The sequence below is a fragment of the Shewanella marinintestina genome (assembly GCF_023283845.1).
In the GTDB taxonomy this organism is placed as follows: domain Bacteria; phylum Pseudomonadota; class Gammaproteobacteria; order Enterobacterales; family Shewanellaceae; genus Shewanella; species Shewanella marinintestina.
The window spans coordinates 147,293-167,376 of the sequence record NZ_JAKILC010000003.1 but is presented as its reverse complement, the minus strand read 5'-3'; the positions used below and the strand labels follow the sequence as shown (position 1 = coordinate 167,376).

The 20,084-nt window shown below is 43.6% G+C and carries 16 protein-coding genes; 9 read left to right on the top strand and 7 right to left on the bottom strand.

Annotated elements, in window-relative coordinates; translation table 11 throughout:
• Positions 1-79 precede the first annotated feature (79 nt).
• Positions 80-652 carry a hypothetical protein gene (locus L2747_RS04675; RefSeq protein WP_248997933.1) on the bottom strand — a complete coding sequence of 191 codons (573 nt, stop codon included), beginning with the start codon at positions 650-652 and terminating at the stop codon, positions 80-82.
• Between the two features lie 162 nt (positions 653-814).
• Complete coding sequence (locus tag L2747_RS04670; RefSeq protein ID WP_248997932.1) at positions 815-2,818, bottom strand: methyl-accepting chemotaxis protein; 2,004 nt, start codon at positions 2,816-2,818, stop codon at positions 815-817.
• Between the two features lie 190 nt (positions 2,819-3,008).
• Here L2747_RS04670 and L2747_RS04665 point away from each other — a divergent pair, with 190 nt between their 5' ends.
• Positions 3,009-3,260 carry an HP1242/YdcH family protein gene (locus L2747_RS04665; protein WP_248997931.1) on the top strand — a complete coding sequence of 84 codons (252 nt, stop codon included), beginning with the start codon at positions 3,009-3,011 and terminating at the stop codon, positions 3,258-3,260.
• 2 nt (positions 3,261-3,262) lie between these two features.
• Here the strand turns inward: L2747_RS04665 and L2747_RS04660 are convergent, their stop codons facing one another.
• Together L2747_RS04660 and L2747_RS04655 are read right to left on the bottom strand one after the other, a co-directional pair.
• On the bottom strand, positions 3,263-6,358 hold the full coding sequence (locus L2747_RS04660; RefSeq protein WP_248997930.1) for an efflux RND transporter permease subunit: 3,096 nt from the start codon (positions 6,356-6,358) through the stop codon (positions 3,263-3,265).
• 6 nt (positions 6,359-6,364) lie between these two features.
• Complete coding sequence (locus L2747_RS04655; protein WP_248997929.1) at positions 6,365-7,489, bottom strand: efflux RND transporter periplasmic adaptor subunit; 1,125 nt, start codon at positions 7,487-7,489, stop codon at positions 6,365-6,367.
• Positions 7,490-7,692: 203 nt separating this feature from the next.
• On the opposite strand from L2747_RS04655, the gene L2747_RS04650 reads away from it, so the two are divergent.
• Positions 7,693-8,307 carry a TetR/AcrR family transcriptional regulator gene (locus L2747_RS04650; protein ID WP_248997928.1) on the top strand — a complete coding sequence of 205 codons (615 nt, stop codon included), beginning with the start codon at positions 7,693-7,695 and terminating at the stop codon, positions 8,305-8,307.
• Positions 8,308-8,614: 307 nt separating this feature from the next.
• Positions 8,615-9,511: a DUF6268 family outer membrane beta-barrel protein gene (locus L2747_RS04645; protein ID WP_248997927.1), complete on the top strand. Its 897-nt coding sequence runs from the start codon at positions 8,615-8,617 to the stop codon at positions 9,509-9,511.
• Positions 9,512-9,548: 37 nt separating this feature from the next.
• Here the strand turns inward: L2747_RS04645 and L2747_RS04640 are convergent, their stop codons facing one another.
• The 3 genes from L2747_RS04640 to L2747_RS04630 form a co-directional block, all read right to left on the bottom strand.
• On the bottom strand, positions 9,549-10,109 hold the full coding sequence (locus L2747_RS04640; RefSeq protein WP_248997926.1) for a chalcone isomerase family protein: 561 nt from the start codon (positions 10,107-10,109) through the stop codon (positions 9,549-9,551).
• A 42-nt stretch (positions 10,110-10,151) separates the two neighbouring features.
• A complete protein-coding gene (locus tag L2747_RS04635; RefSeq protein ID WP_248997925.1) occupies positions 10,152-10,631 on the bottom strand; it encodes a DUF2947 domain-containing protein in 480 nt (159 codons plus the stop codon).
• A 123-nt stretch (positions 10,632-10,754) separates the two neighbouring features.
• Positions 10,755-13,226, bottom strand: coding sequence for a 6-hydroxymethylpterin diphosphokinase MptE-like protein (locus L2747_RS04630; protein ID WP_248997924.1), 2,472 nt, complete (start codon positions 13,224-13,226; stop codon positions 10,755-10,757).
• Between the two features lie 666 nt (positions 13,227-13,892).
• Between L2747_RS04630 and pseB the strand changes: the two genes are divergently transcribed.
• The 6 genes from pseB to L2747_RS04600 all read left to right on the top strand — a co-directional run bounded on the left by pseB (position 13,893) and on the right by L2747_RS04600 (position 20,020).
• Positions 13,893-14,891, top strand: a complete 999-nt coding sequence (gene pseB / locus L2747_RS04625; RefSeq protein WP_248997923.1) for a UDP-N-acetylglucosamine 4,6-dehydratase (inverting) — start codon at positions 13,893-13,895, stop codon at positions 14,889-14,891.
• Complete coding sequence (gene pseC, locus L2747_RS04620; protein WP_248997922.1) at positions 14,891-16,039, top strand: UDP-4-amino-4,6-dideoxy-N-acetyl-beta-L-altrosamine transaminase; 1,149 nt, start codon at positions 14,891-14,893, stop codon at positions 16,037-16,039. The genes pseB and pseC overlap by 1 nt, the downstream gene beginning before the upstream one ends.
• The gene (pseF, locus tag L2747_RS04615) at positions 16,036-16,734 is read left to right on the top strand and encodes a pseudaminic acid cytidylyltransferase (RefSeq protein ID WP_248997921.1); all 699 of its coding nucleotides are present in this window, start codon (positions 16,036-16,038) and stop codon (positions 16,732-16,734) included. The genes pseC and pseF overlap by 4 nt, the downstream gene beginning before the upstream one ends.
• Positions 16,731-18,269, top strand: a complete 1,539-nt coding sequence (gene pseG / locus L2747_RS04610) for a UDP-2,4-diacetamido-2,4,6-trideoxy-beta-L-altropyranose hydrolase (RefSeq protein WP_248997920.1) — start codon at positions 16,731-16,733, stop codon at positions 18,267-18,269. Before pseF ends, pseG begins: the two co-directional genes overlap by 4 nt.
• The gene (pseI, locus tag L2747_RS04605) at positions 18,262-19,317 is read left to right on the top strand and encodes a pseudaminic acid synthase (protein WP_248997919.1); all 1,056 of its coding nucleotides are present in this window, start codon (positions 18,262-18,264) and stop codon (positions 19,315-19,317) included. The genes pseG and pseI overlap by 8 nt, the downstream gene beginning before the upstream one ends.
• A gap of 73 nt (positions 19,318-19,390) precedes the next feature.
• Positions 19,391-20,020: a pseudaminic acid biosynthesis-associated methylase gene (locus tag L2747_RS04600; RefSeq protein ID WP_248997918.1), complete on the top strand. Its 630-nt coding sequence runs from the start codon at positions 19,391-19,393 to the stop codon at positions 20,018-20,020.
• Positions 20,021-20,084 lie beyond the last annotated feature (64 nt).

Sequence of the window (20,084 nt, the reverse complement as noted above, 5' to 3'; positions counted from 1 at the left end):
TGTACTGAAAAGCGGTAATCAATATTGAACTAACCGCAACCAAATTGGTAACGGTTAGTTTTATTAGACTTTCTGGCTATTACAGCTCGGCGCGGTAAATAAACAGCGCTGTGTCCATCACCATCTCTGACACTGGAGTGGTATTAAACTGCTCAGTTGCTTGGTCGACGATTTGATAGATGTTATCTCCTGCTTTGTCTAATTCTTTGACGCTATAGCAGTTTTTAGAGGTACGTAGATCGCAGCCTTTAACCATTAAGTCAGTGGTAAAGTAAGTCGCATAAAGTGCAATTTCATTGATCTTGTCATTTTTAGTATGCAGTACTTTAATTTCTGCAACACCATCAATGGTTTCATCTGTCATCAAACGGTTTACCGCGCGCTGATACTCTTGCTTATAGGTTGCTGAATCCTTGCTAATAAATAGGTAAGAATCAAAACCTAGCTCTTCAAGTTGCAGGCCAAGATCGGTGGCAAAAGTTTTACCTACTTCAAATAGAAAGCCGTTTGCGGCTGGGTTATTTTCATAGGTAGTATTAAGACCTTCCCCAGCAATAATAAGTAATTTCTTACCTTCAACCGTGTTATTTTTGTGGTTCGCACAGCCCGCCATAATGACGATAAACGAGACTATCAATAGTTTTCTGAACATACTTTTCTCTCTATGCACTTTAATGGTGACCAATAAAAGTGTGACGCCTAAGAATTGGTGAGGACGGTAATGAGAAATTTACCAAAAATCAACAATAAAAAAGCAACAGTGTCCTGTTGCTTTAGATTATTTATCTAGCAATCACTTTATTTATGTTAACGCTTATGCCTTGAAAACACTGATCTTAGCGTTAATGTCATCAGCCAATGCTGCAAGACTTTCAGCAGAATCAACGCTTTCTCCTGCGCGCTGCTCACCATCTCTAGCCAGTTCTGTAATTTGGTGCAGATTACGAGTAATTTCTTCCGCTACCGCACTTTGCTGCTCAGTCGCACTGGCGATGCTACTTGCTGTTGTTGCAAGCTCCGCAATACTATTGTTGATTTCGATAAGCTGGGCAATAGCATCTTTTCCTTGAGCTGCTGATACGTCGCCAAGCTCATTGCTTTGATTCATTTGCCCTGTAGTTAGTTTAACTTGCGACTGCAATTGGGTAATGGTGTGTGAGATCTCTGCAATTGATGTTTGGGTGCGTTGAGCGAGTGTTCGTACTTCATCGGCGACAACGGCAAAGCCACGGCCTTGTTCACCGGCTCTAGCAGCTTCAATCGCGGCATTAAGAGCCAACAGATTGGTTTGCTCGGCAATACTATTAATGACTTCAGTAACTTGACTGATTGCTTGGCTTTCTTTATTGACGACCTCGACACTGTGGTGGCTTTGAGACAGCTGTGTGCTCAGATTTTGTAAGCCAATAACCAAATCATTTAAATGGGTTTGGCCTCCTTTAGCGGCATCATCAACACGTTGGCTCATGCTAGCCCCTTCACTGGCATGGTTAGCTACATCACGTACTGAGGCAGACATCTCTTCAATCGCGGTGGCAATTTGGTCGGTTTGTGCCATTAATGATTGTGCTTCTTCACCGTTAAGTCTTGCGGTCTCTTGGGTTTGATTAGAGTGGGCCTGCAACGCGGTAACAGACTGCTGCAACGCTAAAATAAGTTCCCTTAAGTTAGTCGCCATTTTTGAAGTGCTTGCGGTGATTAGGTCAACTTCGTTGTTGCTGTTTGCCTTATCTGCAGTAAATGTTTGAGATAGATCGCCAGCCCCCAGTTTTTCCAGTTGATTTTGTAATGCGCCAAGAGGTTTTAGGGCTCTGACTAATACTTGAGATAATAACAAAGTAATCACTATCATGCCGATTATAGAAACTGCGGCATTGATTTTGAGTAATGTAACACTTTCTTCATTCAGCTCAGCAGCGCCGACTTGACCGATTAGCACCCAGTTCCAACCCGGGATAGTAATTGAATAGGCATAAGATTTTTTACCCTTTAGGTTGTTATATTCCCATGAGCCTTGATGAGTTAGCGCTTGCTCAATCGTGATACCATCAAGTGTGTTTGAATTAACTTCAGTGCCAACTGAGTGCTCTGGATGAGCGACAACAGACATATCCAGCTTTCTGACTAGTAGGTATGAGCCTGTCTCTTCAAGCTGCAGTTTATTAATAGATTCTCTTAATTGGCTTAGCGAGCCACTGATATCGAAACCTATATATAAAATACCAATTACTACGCCACTGCTGTCTTTGATTGGGCGGTATATAGTCATATAGTCTTTGCCAAAGAGCTGAGCATAGCCTTCGTAATCATTACCTTTTAGCATTGCGCTATAAGCTGGATGATCTTTATCTAGATATGTGCCTAATGCTCGTTTGCCTTCAGCATTCTTAAGTGAGGTTGAAATCCGGATAAAGTCTTGGCCGTCTCTCACAAACACCGTGGCATTGCCGCCCGTGAGCTTTGAGTATCGGTCCACTTTACTCTTTGAAGCGTTGATTTGTTCTTTTTCATGTCTAAGGGCTGGTGTCACCACTCCCATGACTCTGACGGTTTTTTCTGGCTTGAAGAAGTTACCTGGATACATTGCGCGAAATACGTCGGCATTTCGCTTAGCAAGTGAAAGTAGGCTTTCGTATTGCAGTTCAATTAAGTCTGCAGTGCCTTGGGTCTGAGCTTGCATAGCGCTGATCCCTTTATCCCTTAACACATCAGATGCTGTTAAGTAGGATACGCAGCCGAGAAAGCCAAAAATGAGTACGGTAAGAAGTAGGGCAAGCATGCCGATTTGTTTAGCAATCGGCCAGTTTTTATAATTCATACTAATTCTTTGTCTGCTTATAGTTTATTCAATGTAATTGATTTACTGCACAAAAGAATTGATGTAGGTCTATAAGTTAAGGCTTGATAACATAAATCTTTACAGAGCCCAGGTGGATATTTATCCAGAAGTGGTAGCTATGGGGTATTTGAGTAGCGATAATGGCTGAAAGTAATAAAGGAGAAGAAATATGTTGGGCGAAAATCATTTGTTAACCCACGAGTTTCCAGAATATCTATCGGCGATTATTGAGCTTAAATCCACTAATCGCAATTTCTGCCAATTGGCAAAACGTTATCATCAACTCGATCATCAAATACGTGGGTTTGAGAATAATGAAGTGCCCATCACTGACGAGCACTTTATTGAATTGAAAGCTGAGCGGGTAACACTTAAAGATCAGCTTTATCGGCTATTGGTTGCTCACGCTAATCAGGCTTAGCTTTATCCCGTTACCAAATGCTTACTGGCTGCATTGGATTTGGTATCGCTTGTTCTGGTTTTTTTAGGTCGCATAATTAAGTGATACATAGTCGGTACCCAGACTAAAGATAATAATGTCGTCAGTAATGTGCCGCCAGCAATGGCAATCGCGAATGGCGGCCAAAAACCACCGCCAGCAATGATCAACGGCAGAAAACCGCCGATGGTAGTAATCGTGGTCGAACCGATATGACGGCCACAGCTAGTGACTAAATCAACAATGGTTTGTTTGTCACCCGCGCGTGTCTCGGGCGCCTCTTCCAGCTCTGCCAAAATCACAATAGCGGCGTTAATTGCCAGCCCCATTAATCCTAATAAACCGATGATTACCGTAAAGCCAAATGGATAACCAAAGATATACACCGCCAGTAATCCCAACCCTGCCGACTGCATCGCGCTGAACAAGATAATGGCGGTGAGTCTAAATGAATTAAAAGACAGTACCACAGTGGTAAGCAGCAAAGTGACCACTAACACCAAATTAGACATCAAGTTACCGACTGCTTCATTACGTTTTGCACTCTCACCACCCAGCTCAATGCGGTAACCGCTTGGTAGTGCTATTTGGCTGAGAGCTTCACTGGCATTGTCCACCACGGTTTGTGGCAGCACGCCAGAGGTTAAGTAGGCTTCGATAGTATTGACCCGCTGACCGTCTCGTCTTGGAATTGCGCCGCGGCTAACCTCTATTTCACTCGTTGAAATAGCCGATAACGGAATGCCTTTACCACTGTTTGACACTAAAGTAATTTCAGACAGTCTTGTTTGGTCTTCACGGGTGCTATCGCTTAACCGCACGCGCACAGGTAAAGACTCTGTTTGCTCTAAAATACTGCCGCCATTTATACCTGTGGTGGCCATTTCCACCTGTTTGGCAATATCGGTTAATGATAGGCCGCTCATTAGGCTGGCGTCTTCATCGATTTGCAGCCAAACCTTTGGCGCGCCAGCACTTAAGGTGGCGCGGGTATGGATAACATCTGTGGTGTCAGACAACACTTTACGAACCTGTTCACCGAGCTGCTTTAATTGGTCTAAATTGGGACCAAATATCCTCACTTCTACCGGCGCATTAAAAGGCGGGCCTTGTTCGAGTTTACGCACAATAATTTGCGCCTGTGGGTAACGTTTATCGAGCGACTTTTGCAAGGCCGGAATGAGCTTATTAGCGGTCGCAAAGTCGGTCGCCTTTACCATAGCCTGCGCATAATGACTGGCACCTTGTTGGCGTTGCAGTAAGTTGTAATAGAAAGAGGGCGTATTGCCGCCAATCACCCAATCGATGCGACTAATGCCTTGGGTTTGGCGCAACTGAACATCGATTTCTTCAACTTGTAAGCGAGTGTGGTCAATGCTGGCGTGCGGCGCCAAATAGACTTCAATCTGAAACATGTCTCTATCTGATGGCGGGAAGAACTGCTCAGTCATTTTTCCGGCGGCAATAAAGCCCATTACCGGTAAAACACCGATCACCAACGCGGCAAGTAACGGCCGTGATAACGCTAAGGCTAACGTGCGTCTAAAGGCGTTGCTCATAAACGGCAAATTAATGCCGTGCTGATACCAATGTGTGCCTTTGCCGTCAACGCCGAATCTACCCGCAAGGCCGGCAATAATGGTATGCGAGATAATAAAAGAGCCGAGTAAGGCAAATATAACCGAAATGGCAATGCCACCAACAAACTCGCCAGCAGCGCCAGGCATTAATACAATTGGTGCGAACGCGAGCATGGTGGTGATGGTCGAGCCAGCAAGGGGTAACCAAAGGTGTTGCAGGGTTTGTTTAACCGCATTGATCCTATCCATGCCGCTTTGGCGGCGCTGAGAGATGGCGTCAACAATCACAATGGCGTTATCCACCATAATACCTAATGCGACAACCAGACCCGTGACTGACATTTGATGAATAGGCAGGCCGATATATTTCATGCAGGCTAAGGTAAATAGTGCGGTAAGCGGCAAGGATAATGACACGATGACGGCATTTCTAAGGCCTAAAGTCAGCATTAGCACCGCAAGAATAATCACGAAGCCGAGTAATAAGCTCGCGATCAGATCGCCAAGTCGTTCAGTGGTATAACCCTCTTGGTCGAATAACCACTCAATTTCAATATTAGCTGGAATGCTGCTTTGCAGTTCATCAACAGTTTGGCGTACTTGGGCTAGCCATAAATCGACGCGGGTATTGCTGAGCATTCTCGCCGCAACCATTACGCCTTGTTGCTGATCGATTAAGGCAATGCTGTTGGCGGGCTCTTTAGGTTGGCGGCTGATGCTAGCAATATCGGCGAGACGAATTATTTGCCCATTTTGAGTGACTTTTAAGGGGACTTGGCCAATGCGCGCAATAGAATCAAGCTCGCCAGAGACTTCGATTAAGGCTTTAAAATAGTCGTTGTTGACTTCACCGGCCGAGACTTTGGAGTCGGCATTTTGTAGAATTTTCGCAATCGCAGCAGGGGATAACTCAAGCTGATTAACCTTATTACCGTCTAGTTTAACTAAAACCTCTTCGGTTGGCTGGCCATAAAGATTAACAAAGTCAGTGCCGCTCAGTAGGCGCAATCGGCTTTGTAACTCTTTGCCGTAACGATTGAGCATATCAGTGCGCACTTCACCGCCGCCACGCCAAGCAATGCCTAATATGGCAGTATTGGCATAGCCGAGCTGATCGTCCAAGGTCGAGTTTTGTGCCGATGTGGGCAGTTTACCTTTGGCGTCGGCGATTAAGTCGCGTGCCCTTGACCACACCGGGGCGGTTTCTAATACGTCATCTTTGAGCTCAAGCTGAATAACCGAGATCCCAGGGCGGGAGGTCGATTGCACTAACTTGAGTTCTTCAAGGCGTCTTAACTCGCTCTCAAGCTCTTCGGTGACCAGCGCCTCTACCCGCTCAGCTGACGCGCCAGGATAGTGAGTGATCACTGATGCAAAACGGTTGGTGATCTCTGGATCTTCCATACGCGGTAGGCTGGATATGGCGCCAAACCCGGCGACGATTAACAAGGCAATCACAAGGCTGATAAGACGGCCGTTCTCTACTAATGACTTAACCATCTATGATTACCTCGTTGCGAGTTGGGCTTGTTGAGTCACCAACTGGCCCGCCACTAGCTTATGTAAACCTTGGGAGACATATTGCTCATTGGAATTAATAGCGCCATTAATGAAGGCTTTATCTTTTACGGTATAAATAATTTCCACATCGCGGCGCTCAACTTGGTAAAGCTCACTGTCGGTCGGGTTAAGAACAGGGTGTAGGACATAGATATTCCACAGACCTCGCACGCCATCGGTCAGTGCACTTAACGGCACCCAGTAACCTTGAGAGGCAATGGTTTGCTGATAGCTTAAGTAACTTAGTTCTCCGTTAATCACATCGGCGTTGGCTGGCAAGGTGATCCTAAGCTCTACAGTGCGGGTGATTGGGTTGAGTTCAGCGCTAATACCGGCAATCTTACCTTGGTAGTGCTGGCCTCTCACACGGATATCCGCGTTTTGCCCCGTAGTGAGGTGATTAGCAATATCCACTGGCACGCCGATATAGGCTTGGATGTTATTGTCTTCGATTAGGGTATAGACCGGGCTGCCAAGGCTGACTACTTCGCCTAAGTTATGAGTTCGTTTACTGATGACACCGTCAAAAGGCGCGAGCAGATCGGATTTTTCTATTTTCAATTGATTCGCTAGTAACGCCGCATTTAAGCGGTTGCTGGCGGCTTTAAGACTGTTTAACTGGCCGCGCTGCTCATCTAATTGTTGCTCAGAGACATACCCTTGCTGCTGTAAACCTAAACTTCTATTGAGGGTCGTTTGAGCCAAATCTAAGTCGGCTTGGTTTTGTGAAAGACTGGCAGTTAACTCATTTTTCTCAGCTAACAATAGGCGGGTATCGAGTTTGGCAAGCAGTTGCCCTTGTTTAACGCTGTCGCCGCTATCGACCGTTAACGCATTAATCTTACCGGCTAACTCAAAGCCTACTCCCGTGGTATTGCCTGCTCGAATACTACCCGAAAACTCTTGGTTAAATTGATAGTAATCATCAATATGCAGCTCTTGCGCATTAACAGATTGGTAACTTGGCGTGGCGGCTAATGGTATATCACTGTCTTGGCAGGCTGATAGAAAAGAGACTGCAGCTAGTAACATAAACATTTTTCGATGTATTAGCACACTTTGAGTATTCATTACACTAAGCCTATTTTGTTAACGCCACGGTAAGCGATAAGTATAAAAATTGTTAAACTAGACTGTGTAGTCTAGAGTGTTGAGACTAGACTGTCTAGTCTAATTGTGGTCTATTAGTTCGCAAAATGGACTGAGTAGTCTAGTCTGTGCTTAAATAGCAATATAGATTTACCTTGAGGCTAATCGCGGGAGTGAAGCCCTTTATGAATGCACCATCAATGAGCCGAAGTGAGCAAAAGCGCGAGCAGATCTTACAAGCTGCTAAAGAGCTATTTTGTGAGCAGGGCTTTCCAAATACCAGTATGGATGAAGTTGCCAAGCTTGCTGGCGTCTCTAAACAAACTGTGTATTCGCACTTTGGCTGTAAAGATGATTTGTTTGTCGCATCGATAGAATCCAAGTGTTTAGTGCATGGTGTTAATCAAGAGTTATTGTCTGATCCATTAACGCCGGAAGTCAGTTTAGCCTTGTTTGCCAAGCACTTTGGTGAGGTGATCACAAGCCCTGAAGCCATTACAGTATTTAAAGCCTGTGTGTCGCAGTCAGATTCACACCCTAAGATCTCAGAGCTCTTTTATAGTGCGGGTCCAAAACATATTTTAGGCTTGTTAGCGGAGTATTTGGCTAAGGTCTCAGTGATCGGTGACTACCAGTTTAACAATCCGCATCACTGCGCCGTGCGTTTGTGTTTGATGGTATTTGGTGAAGTACGTATGCGACTCGATTTGGGTTTAGATGTGAGCGATCTATTGGACGAGCGTGAGCAATACATTAACGATACGGTAGAGATGTTTTTGAAAGCTTATAAAACGATTTAACTGGTTTTATCTAAACTTGTTTTGGGCTGTAGTACCAATCTATACCAATGTTATTAAAGGAGCTTACTGCTCCTTTGTTGTTTTTGTCATTAGACTAATCTCAAGCGCCTCTTTTCATAGGCTAGGAGATAACTGATTGGAAGCTAGGTTTAGCGACCTTCGTATAATAAGAAAGGCTTGAAAAAATAGTTGGATACAAAATGATCCTACAGCTTGATGAAAGCGTAGAGTAAAGTACTTAATTGAGCTTTACTGAATCGTTAAGCGTCACTGATATTAATAATTATTAGCTAATGGAGTTAGCAATATGAATAAGCCTTTGGCATTGAGTGTGCTTGCCGTTTCAAGTTTGGTGGCTTCGCCAATTTTGTTAGCGCAAGAGCAGCAAAAATCTTCTTATCGACCGAGTCCATTTACTGTTAGCGCTTCACGGATCACCACTGCGAATGCCGATGTAGGTGTTCAAGGTAATGAATTACAGCGCGACCAATGGATGTTTGATTTTAAAACCGGTATGCCGCTTGGTAAAAAGTGGTTTGTTGGTGCGGGTGTCGGTTACGACAATCTTGATTATGACTGGCGCTCGTCGAGTTTAAAAGACAATACTCAAACTTGGGATAAAATTGAGCGTTACCGCGCCAGTTTATCTTTGTCCTACCGCCCGAATAAAAACTGGATGTTTATGCTAGCGCCTAAGCTGCAATATGCTTATGCCGATACAGCCTCAGCCAGTAATGCGGCCAGTTACGGTGCGGTATTATCGGGTATGTACCGTTTTGATTCCGGTAATATGTTAGGTTTCGGCGTCGCTTACCTAAATGACATTGATGAAGTTAGAACGGTGCCGTTTTTAGCAGTAAATTGGCAGATCACCGAAAATCTCAAATTGGGTAATCCGTTTTCAGCAGGCTTTAGCGGCCCTGCAGGTCTTGAGCTGAGCTATCAATTGAGTTCTGATTGGAATGTCGGTTTTGGTACCTCTAAGAGAACCAGTCGCTTTTTAATTGCAGATGAAAAAGATACTGCGGAAATTGATGAGTGGGTCAGTTTTGCTAGAGTAGGCTGGGATATTTCCCGTTCGGTAAGCGTTAATGCTTATGCAGGCTATTTCTTTAATGGCGAATTAGAGTTAAACCCGCAGAACAGTAAGGAAGATATCGACAACCAAGGCGCAGCGGCCTTGGATGTGACATTTAAGTTTTAGCCCTACTTACAAGAGCAATAAGCCAAACTTAGCTAGATTATTTGCCCAGCATAGCTTCTTTTAAGCTGTCTTGGGCAGGTTCACTACCTAACCAAATCATAAGTACTGCTTGGCGGAAGTCTTCACCAGCAATTGTTGCTTGAACTTGGCCATTTTTATAGGCAGTTACACCCGTTGCTTTATCAGCAAGTAAAGTGAATTGATCACCTTCAACAATCTCAGCGCTAAATAGCCCCATAAACTGTTCGATTTTGGCTGCAATCGGTGCGGTATTACCCTCAGTTGCATCATCAAAACCTTCATTGATGGCATCTTTCATTTTATCGGCGGTGATCATGCCTGATGTGATATTTAGGCGCACTGCAGCACTAGGTGCTTCGAGAGCCGCTTTTGCACTATCAATTGCTTGAGGGACGTATAAGCTGCCAACGTATAAATCGATAAAGAATTTGCTACGCACACCAGCACCATTTAACAATAGTGTTTGGTTTTCGATATTAATTGAATCGTCAAGCTGCACACCAGAAATTTCTTGAGCCTGCAGTGATGATGACAGTAATACGCTTGTAGCAAGTAGTAGGGTAGAAACGGATTTCATCATAATATCTTATTCATCTCTTATTAAATAATGCGCCTACATTTAGCCGCGCGTACCTAATTGGAATTGACCACTTTGGTGGAATATAGCCGCTTGCTTTTGTTTAGCTGAAATCAATAATGGGCCATCGTCAAAGAACAAAAAGCACTTCCAGTTACGGACAAACACATCCCAACGAGTTTCAATCACTTGGTATTTTTCGTAGCAGAAATAAACTGGAGTGTCATCAGCCCAATCGAAGTGCTCACTGAAACCTTCAGGCAGAGCGGCTTCCTCACTGTCCCAAGGGGCTTGCCAGTCTTCAGTTATTACCCAAGCACTGTCTTTGGCTGCCCAGTCACCTTTGGCAAACTGTTCTGTACGGCTACTTTTATTACTAATCCATTTATTCCAAACTTCCATCGATGATTTTTGATCAAGCGGCATAATTAGCGCTTTATCTTCATCAGTAACCGGCAGGTCTTTATGATTAAAGATCCACTTACGTTTGTATTGCTCAAATGGAATATAGGTATGTGCCACAGCGCCTCTCTTGCAAGGATATTAATAAGGAAAACGCCGGCATTATACCCTGCAAGTTAGGTTAATAGCAGCGGCGCAATAAGTTTTTTTACTTAGCGCCGCTTAGATGTAGTTTTGAGTTGCTTAAGCTTGCAGTTGCTGGAGGTAGTTTGGGGCTGTGAGATTATCAGGATCAATTGCTAGTACCTGATTAAAGCTTGAGCGAGCTCCGTCTATTTGCCCCATTTCAGCAAGGAAAATACCTAGTTTTAATAGAACACTGATATCAGTTGGGTACTTATCTAGAAAGTCTAAATAGATATTGAGTGCTTGCTGGTTTTTACCTTGTAATGTGAGTATATGAGCATATTGCGGCAAGTATTCATCGCTGTAATTAATTATCTGTTCTAACGTTTGTTCAGCTAAATTAATATCATGAAGTTTAAGTGCCAACACTAATATTTGTTTTTTCTCTACTTCAGTTTGGTTATCTGGTTCGATTTTTTGTAAGCAAGATAAAGCGGTTAGATTGTCATCGCTAAGGATTGCAAGGTAGCTTTGGGCTAGATAATAGAGCCGTTGTGCTAACGCGTCAGCTGCAATCATTGCTTCAATGCTGTTAATCAGTTGCTTTAATCCCGTTTTATTCTTGCTTTTATATAAGTCGATAATTTTTGCAAAGGTGTTGTGCAGTGACATATTGGCTTTTTTAAGGCTGAAATATGGGTGCTCCATTGAGGTTAGTTGATCTTGATATTCAAGTGCGATTTGCTGCAGGCGAGCATCATCCGAATCTAGTGTTAAATTGAGTGCTTTTCTCAGTTGGCAGACATTGTGGACTCGGCCTGGTTGTTCGCTCTGGCGCCAATGATTAACCAGTTTGGTTATTGGCGCAGTCTCAGCAAGTTCTAGCTGCCTAATCGTCAAGTTCTCTATGGTTTGATTAAGAGATCCAAGTAATTCTATTGCCAAGGTATTGAAGGCTTCGTAGTAGCGAAGCGTCATATTTTGCATGTGTTCTATAGACCAAGTCTCAGACTCCTGAGTGGTCAAGAATTTAGAGAATTCATAATATCCATAGAACTTAATCACTTGAGATAATGCGCTGTATTTATTTTGGAGTTGGCTTTCAATCTTGTCGATTTTACTGACGATGATTTGATTTTTCTTAGACTGGAACTCAATATCACGAGCTTGAGCATTAAGCTCAATGGCTTGGCTTGCCAGTGCTTTTATTTGTTCTAAGTCTTGGATTGCCTGCTTAACCTCTGCGATCATCTTATTAAGGTGCTCCGATTTCTCAGCAGCATAATCAGGCACTAGGTCTAATAGTGCTTCAGGTGAAATATTGGCTGTTTTCAGCTTAATAGACTCAACTTTCTGATGTGTTACGCCGTCAAGCTTTGCTGCATTTTCAGAGAGATTAATAATATTTGCCTGTGGATAGGCTAGCGCGTCTTCTGTGAGAGCTTGGCCAGCATAGATAAGCTGTACAATGGTTTCAGCAATATTGCCGGCATAGGTTTCAACCCATTCACCAATACGGCTATTGTTTGAACCTGCATTAGCTTCGACGGCACCATTGGCATGAGACACGCCGCTACTCGAATAGCAAAAGTCTGCGCCAGTGAGCAAAATATCGCTAAAGCCTAACTCTATAGCAATTCTAACCGCGCTGTTGGTGACCGTTGGCCCTACGGTTGGAATATTGTCGGCATCTTCATCTGTCCAGGGTAACTTGCTACCTAAATAGAGTGACTTACCTAACCATTGAGATATTAGTCGGTGATTAACATGGTGCGAGTTGACGAAAAGACTTTCGTGGGTGAGCGCCATCATGTCTCGATTGACCTCGAAACTAAAGTCTTGTGGGTCAACAGATACGATAATATGTGCTGGGATCCCCGCATGAGATAACCTTGAAGCCATTCTTGAAACCGTAATCACAAACAGCTGGTGGTAGTTATCTACAATCCAATCGAAATGCTCATCCAGAGAAGGGCCTCCGCCAATTACAATGCAGGTTTTCCCTGCAAATCTTCCGTTAAGGATAGCTGCAGGATACTGATTATCAGCAAGGTTTTTTAATTGCTGAATTAAGAAGGTCTTTTGCTCAAAATGGGACTTTCGTTCAACGGCTCTAAATGACAGTTGCTTGTCGACTAAATTGATTAGTGTGCTGTATTCTTCAATGATGCCGAGTGTCGATGCAAAAGAGTGATGGATCATATACTGCTCTTTGATCAGATATAAATCATTATCACCTGATTCTATTTCAGCTTGAAACGCATCGAAGGTTAAGATCTGCATCTGCTTTTGTTTATCAACATCGATTTCGACATTGAGCAAGGCTAATACTGGATTCAGTTCGACGAATATATATTTACTGCCCGTTGGTATTGGGTGTTCAAGGATATAATTGGCAAGCAAGCCTGAATCTATGCCGACAATAATGTGTAAGCTATCTTCTTGAAAAATTGCCTCTTTAAATCGTTTTTTAAAAGCTGTCTTAGAGTCAATCTTTTCGAACGTATTTCGATTTACGCTAGGTAGGTAATATTCGCCAAAATTGCTAATTGCGAATTGATTGGTAATTACAGATTCAGATACGTTCATTGCCAATTTAAGCCTTATTTAGTCGTTATTAGATTGCTTGCTGTGTTTGCCTGTTACGTCAGGGAATTGCCGTTTTATAGTTAGTTTTTCTGCAATTCTGGTGAAAAATAAGATAAGCAAAATTTACGCCATTACTGGCTAGTTCTTCCAATTCTGGACGCATTGCACCGGAGTGTAAGCGCAAGCCGAGAGCTTTTAAATAGTGATAAGCAAGAACCGGCACATCGGCAGCACATTTGAACTCGTTGAAGCTTAGCTTATTGATTTTTTTCTAACGCTATATTAGGCAAGGCTCACGGGAAAATGAGCCTGTACATTGAGCGTCAAAATTCAGCCACTCGAGAGTCATTGTCGGTTAGGTGTGATGTTTTTTTGCTCAGACAACCAAGGCGCTAGCCAATAGTGTCGATGCTGAGCGAATATTTCTATATAGTCAGTTTATTGATAAAATACCGCGCTAAATGTCTGCTTTTATTTTAATTATCCAAATAGAACAGCGTTTTTTATTGGCAAGGTTGAGCAAATCTAAGCCGTAATCAATATCTGCTTTTAGGTTAATTTTGATTATTACTTTTTTTGGTATGCATTTTGCTCAGTAAATTTTGAGACGTAGTCTGGCTTTATAATTGTTCATACAGAGCACTGTAGTGATAAATTGGAGATAACATGTTTGATAATAAATCGATCCTTATTACTGGTGGCACCGGGTCGTTTGGCCAAAAATATACCAAAACGATACTAGAGCGTTATAAACCAAAGCGATTAATTATCTTATCTCGTGATGAGCTAAAGCAGTATGAAATGCAACAAGTGTTTAATGCACCTTGCATGCGTTACTTCCTCGGTGATGTCCGTGATGGCGATCGGATGATGCAAGCATTCAAAGATGTGGATTATGTTATTCATGCTGCAGCCATCAAACAGGTGCCTGCAGCCGAGTACAATCCTATGGAATGTATTAAGACCAACATTTATGGTGCTGAAAATGTGATTAAAGCGGCTATCGCCAACAATGTTAAACGTGTGATTGCGTTATCAACAGATAAAGCGGCCAACCCAATCAATTTATACGGTGCGACTAAACTCGCTTCAGACAAATTGTTCGTCGCGGCCAACAATATGGTGGGTGAGGGCGTAACACGCTTTTCTGCTGTTAGATATGGCAATGTTGTTGGTTCGCGTGGCTCAGTCGTTCCTTACTTTAAAGGGCTGATTAATGAAGGTACCACTTCATTGCCTATTACTCATCCTGAGATGACTCGCTTCTGGCTATCGTTGCAAGACGGTGTTGATTTTGTATTAAAGAATTTTGCCAGAATGCAAGGTGGTGAGATTTTTGTGCCTAAGATCCCATCGGTAAGAGTCACTGATATTGCAGAAGCCTGTGGACCCGGCTTAAAACATGAAATTATCGGCATAAGACCAGGAGAAAAGCTGCACGAAATTATGTGTCCAGGTGACGACTCACATCACACCATTGAGTTCGATGACCATTTTGTTATCACGCCAAGCATTATCTTTTTTGGCAAAGACATGGATTACTCTAAAAACTTGCTTAATGAGCAGGGAAAAGCGGTTGAAATGGGCTTTGAATATCACTCAGGCAACAACCCTGACTTTTTATCAGTAGAGCAAATTAAGTTGCTTGATGAAGGTAAAGACTAATGATCCCTTATGGGCGCCAAAATATCTCTGCTGAAGACATTGCCGCTGTAACTGCTGTGCTGCAATCAGATTGTCTGACCCAAGGGCCACAAGTCCCTTTATTTGAGCGTAATATCTGTCAAATGACGACTGCGCAATATGCGGTAGCAGCAAACAGCGCGACCTCTGTGTTGCATTTGGCGTGTCTGGCTTTAGGTGTTGGAGCCGGCGATTATGTTTGGACCAGTCCTATCACATTTGTTGCCTCAGCTAATTGTGCACTTTACTGCTGCGGTGAAATCGATTTTGTCGATGTGGACCGTCATACAGGTAATATGTGTCCCAAGGCACTTGAGTGCAAACTCAAACAAGCTAAAGCCCAAAACTGTCTGCCTAAGGTTTTGATCCCTGTGCATATGGCGGGTCACAGCTGCGATATGCGGGCGATATGGCAATTGGCACAAGATTATGGCGTTAGGGTGATTGAAGATGCTTCACATGGTGTTGGTGGTAGTTACTTAGGGAGCAAAATTGGCGCTTGCGAATATAGCGACATTACTATTTTTAGTTTCCATCCGGTAAAAATTATTACTACCGCCGAGGGCGGCGTTGCAACCACCAATGATCCTGCCCTAGCTGAGTCCATGGCTTTGCTTCGTAGTCATGGTATTACGAAAACAGCAGAAAAATTGTTAAGACCTGATGAAGGCGATTGGTACTACGAGCAACATGAGTTAGGGTTTAACTATCGCATGACCGAGCTGCAAGCCGCGTTAGGCAACAGCCAGATCAAACGTTTGGATAGCTTTGTTGAGCAAAGAAACAAGCTGGTCATGACCTATGTAGCAGAGCTTACAAAGCTTAATGTAACCAGTGTTGTCCCCCTTGAAAATAGTTATAGTGCTTATCACTTGATGATTGTGCTATTGCCGGAGAGTCTAGATCGCAAAGTGGTTTTTGATGCGATGCGAGCGGCTAACATCTTTGTTCATGTTCACTATTTTCCAGTGCATTTACAGCCATACTATTTAAACAAGGGGTTTGCTGAGCATGACTTCCCAGAGGCGGAATATTTTTATCAGCACTGCCTTACTTTACCGCTATTTCCCGATTTAACAGAACAAGAGCAAGCTTATATTATTGATACGTTAACAGGGCTGTTGTCATGAATGTGGCGATTATTCCTGCAAGGGGCGGTAGCAAACGTATTCCTCGCAAAAATATTAAGCATTTTAACGGTAAACCGATTATTGCTTATTCTATCGAAGCGGCGCTGCAAAGTGGTTGCTTTGATCGAGTGATTGTCTCTACCGATGACAGCGAAATCGCCGAGGTTGCAAGACAATATGGCGCTGAAGTGCCTTTTAAGCGTCCAGCTGACATTGCTGATGATTATGCGACAACCTTAATGGTAATTGAGCATGCTCTTAATGTGTTAGCGCTTGACGGTGTGCAATACCAACACTGTTGTTGTATCTATGCGACCGCACCTTTTGTCACCGCCAAGCAGCTAAAACAAGGTTTGCAGCAAATGCAACAAAGGCAAGCTGATTATCTGTTTCCAGTCTGTGAATTCCCAGCGCCAATTCAAAGAGCAATCCGCCTAGATGACAATGCTAATGTGGCGATGTTTGCACCAGAACACCTTAATACCCGTAGCCAAGATTTAAGCGCTGCATATTATGACACCGGGCAGTTTTATTGGGGAACCGTCGCTGCTTACCTTGCCTCTAAGCCAATATATAGTGAAAAAGCCAGTGGCTTAGTTTTGCCAAAGGGCTGCGTAGTTGATATTGATACCCCAGAAGATTGGCTGTTAGCTGAAGCTTTATTTAGCTTCTATCAGCAAAGGTCGATGAGTTGAAAGTCATCATTAGAACCGATGCTTCGCTGACTATCGGTTGCGGCCATGTATACCGCTGCCTAACGTTAGCAGAGCAACTAACCAGATTTGGTTGTGAGGTTGAGTTTATTGCTGGTGAAGTTGCTGGTAATTTACATCAATTGATCACACAAAAAGGCTATGTGTTGCACTCTTTAGCAGTTATTGCCGAGCAGCAACTTCGCTCGCCCATACTTGGGCGTACATGGCAACAAGATGCCTTGCTAACAAAGCAAATATTGGATCAAGCGAGTGCTGACTGGTTGGTTGTTGATCATTACAGTCTAGATATTCATTGGCATAAAGCGGTGGCAGCTGAATCTGGTAAGAGATACCGGCTAATGGTCATTGACGATCTTGTTGATCGCGCTTATGACTGCGATCGATTAATTGACCAGACCTTTGAACGCCAAGCCAGTGATTATGTTATAGATGCTCATTTACCTGCCGAGCAGCTACTGGGAACGGACTTTTGCTTACTAAGAGATGAGTTTAGCGAGTACGCTGAACAAGCGAAAAACAACAGATTGCAATATCAAGGGGTTAAAACGATATTACTTAGTCTGGGCGGCACAGATATTGATAATATAACGGCGACAGTTCTTAGGCTGTTGGATACCAGCATTCTTGCCGATAGCACACGAGTCAATGTCATTATTGGGCCTAATAATCCCCATGCCGAAAACCTTCAAAAGGTAATCGGTGAAGCGAGATTACAATGCCGGTTATTTGTTGCCGTTAATGACATGGCGCGCTTTATAAGCCAAGCGGACGTTGCCATTGGGGCTGCAGGCTCAAGCGCATGGGAGCGCTGCGCGTTATCTTTACCTGCATTAAATATCACTTTAGCCGATAATCAGCGCACCATAGCAAAACGCCTCGATGCTCAGGGCATAGCCATTTCACTCGGTGAGCCGTCGTTATTAACCACTGCAGCAATCGATGCTGCTTTAGCAAGGTGCGATGCCGATTACCTGCAGATGGCTAATGCAGCGAGTGAGCTTGTTGACGGCTTAGGCGCAAGTCGAGTCGCATTGAGTTTATTTAGCGCTGAAGATGCACTGGGTCACTCGATTTATTTAAAGCGTGCGAGCCACAATGATTGCCAATGTCTATATGACTGGCAGCAAAGTCCTGCAACGCGGCGCTATGCGTTAAATAGTGCGGTTCCAACATGGCAGGAGCACAGCGCTTGGTTTGCCAATAAAATTACACAAGCTGACAGTTACCTGTTGGTGTTGCGCCGTAATAGTATTGATGTTGGTATGGTGCGTTTAGACCCTCTATCTGAGTCAAACCATTACTTGATCTCAATCGTGACGGCACCTGATTGTTACCGTCAAGGTATTGCAAAATCTGCACTTTTGCTGATTAGGCAAGCGTTTAAATTGATAACGATTCACGCGATCGTGTTGGCTGGCAATCATGCGTCTCAAACGCTGTTTGCTCACTCTGGATACGTACAGCTAAGCGAAGAACAATGGATACAATACCCTGCGAAGGAAGCCAATGAGTAACATAATTTCAATTGATGGCAGAGTGATTGGTGAAGGGCATACGCCTTATATTATTGCTGAATTATCTGCCAACCATAACGGCAATATTCAAACCGCTTTCGACATTATTGCCGCCGCTAAAAAGGCTGGGGCTGATGCGGTAAAAATGCAAACCTATCGACCAGATACCATTACCTTAGATTGCGATCATAGCGATTTTCAAATTGAAGGTGGCCTTTGGCACGGGCAAAGCTTATACCAGCTGTATGAGTGGGCGCACACGCCATGGGATTGGCATAAACCTTTATTTGATTATGCGCGCCAATTAGGCATTACCCTATTTAGCTCACCATTCGATTCAACTGCTGTTGATTTATTAGAAGATCTTAACGCGCCGGCTTATAAGATAGCTTCGTTTGAAGCCGTTGACCTGTCGTTAATTAAGTATGCTGCAGCAACAGGTAAGCCACTTATCATATCAACAGGCATGGCCAATGCAGAAGAAATTGCAGAGGCTATTGATGCCGCGCGCAGTGCAGGTTGTAAAGAGCTGGCGATATTGCATTGTGTTAGCGCTTACCCTGCAGCGGCAGAAGACTATAATCTTGCCACCTTGGTCGATATGAAAAATCGATTTAATCTAGTAACAGGGCTGTCAGATCATACCCTAAGTAATATCACCGCGATTGCGGCCACAAGCTTAGGCGCCAGTATTATTGAAAAACACGTCACACTCGACAGAACCGGTGGTGGTCCTGATGATAGTTTTTCATTAGAGCCAACTGAACTCGAGCAACTTTGCCGCGACAGTAGGTTAGCTTGGTCAGCGTTAGGCAAGGTCAATTATGCCCGAAGCGCTGCTGAACAAGCGAATATAAAGTTTAGGCGATCACTGTATGTGGTGAAGTCTGTTAAAGCGGGTGAGCGGGTAACAATGGAGAATGTAAAAAGTATACGTCCAGGTTTTGGTCTAGCGCCTAAGCATTTAGAGGCCGTTATAGGCACACACTTTAACCAAGATTTAACGGCGGGGACAGCATTGAAAATGGAGCATGTCCTAAGTAAGTGATGTGGGTTGATAAACCTTTAGCAGCTCGTGAAACGATTTACGAGTGATGATAAATACAATAGGTAAGTTGAGCATGGCATATAAGACAGAGCAAGAAAGCTTTTGGGCGGGCGAATTTGGTAACGAATACATTAAACGTAATCAAGGCGCGGAGCTGTTAGCGAGTAACTTAGCCCTCTTTACGCGTATTTTTAGCCGCACAGAAAAGATCGACTCACTTATCGAATTTGGTGCCAATATAGGCATGAATATTCAGGCCTTTAAGCAATTGCTACCTAATAGCGATCTGTCAGCGATTGAGATTAATGCCACCGCTGTTGAGCAGCTAAAGCAGATCCCTGAGTTAACTGTAATACATGATTCATTACTCACATTTGCGCCCGAGCGCCAATATGAAATGACCTTCATTAAAGGTGTGCTTATCCACATTAATCCAGAGGCGTTAGCTGAGGTATATAGCGCCTTATACAATGCGAGTGCACGCTACATCTGTATTGTAGAATATTACAACCCATCACCGGTTGAAGTGCCTTACCGTGGTCATAGTGGTAAGTTATTTAAGAGAGATTTTGCCGGTGAAATGTTAGATAAGTATGCCGATCTTAAGCTAGTTGATTATGGATTCAGTTATCATAGAGACAGGCTATTTCCGCAAGACGATTTAACCTGGTTTTTATTAGAAAAATCATCTACTCAAGCTTAAACTCACTACAATTAAAACTGCCAGTATCACTGCACTAGGGAGCAGAGTTATAAGTATTAGCGTG

What these genes read in the sequence shown, in the direction of transcription:
- pseC (WP_248997922.1), top strand. Translation starts at nt 14,891, where the DNA reads ATGATCCCTTATGGGCGCCAAAATATCTCTGCTGAAGACATTGCCGCT.
- L2747_RS04640 (WP_248997926.1), bottom strand. Translation starts at nt 10,109, where the DNA reads ATGAAATCCGTTTCTACCCTACTACTTGCTACAAGCGTATTACTGTCA.
- pseF (WP_248997921.1), top strand. Translation starts at nt 16,036, where the DNA reads ATGAATGTGGCGATTATTCCTGCAAGGGGCGGTAGCAAACGTATTCCT.
- L2747_RS04630 (WP_248997924.1), bottom strand. Translation starts at nt 13,226, where the DNA reads ATGAACGTATCTGAATCTGTAATTACCAATCAATTCGCAATTAGCAAT.
- L2747_RS04600 (WP_248997918.1), top strand. Translation starts at nt 19,391, where the DNA reads ATGGCATATAAGACAGAGCAAGAAAGCTTTTGGGCGGGCGAATTTGGT.
- pseB (WP_248997923.1), top strand. Translation starts at nt 13,893, where the DNA reads ATGTTTGATAATAAATCGATCCTTATTACTGGTGGCACCGGGTCGTTT.
- L2747_RS04675 (WP_248997933.1), bottom strand. Translation starts at nt 652, where the DNA reads ATGTTCAGAAAACTATTGATAGTCTCGTTTATCGTCATTATGGCGGGC.
- L2747_RS04670 (WP_248997932.1), bottom strand. Translation starts at nt 2,818, where the DNA reads ATGAATTATAAAAACTGGCCGATTGCTAAACAAATCGGCATGCTTGCC.
- L2747_RS04665 (WP_248997931.1), top strand. Translation starts at nt 3,009, where the DNA reads ATGTTGGGCGAAAATCATTTGTTAACCCACGAGTTTCCAGAATATCTA.
- L2747_RS04660 (WP_248997930.1), bottom strand. Translation starts at nt 6,358, where the DNA reads ATGGTTAAGTCATTAGTAGAGAACGGCCGTCTTATCAGCCTTGTGATT.
- L2747_RS04650 (WP_248997928.1), top strand. Translation starts at nt 7,693, where the DNA reads ATGAATGCACCATCAATGAGCCGAAGTGAGCAAAAGCGCGAGCAGATC.
- pseI (WP_248997919.1), top strand. Translation starts at nt 18,262, where the DNA reads ATGAGTAACATAATTTCAATTGATGGCAGAGTGATTGGTGAAGGGCAT.
- L2747_RS04645 (WP_248997927.1), top strand. Translation starts at nt 8,615, where the DNA reads ATGAATAAGCCTTTGGCATTGAGTGTGCTTGCCGTTTCAAGTTTGGTG.
- L2747_RS04655 (WP_248997929.1), bottom strand. Translation starts at nt 7,489, where the DNA reads ATGAATACTCAAAGTGTGCTAATACATCGAAAAATGTTTATGTTACTA.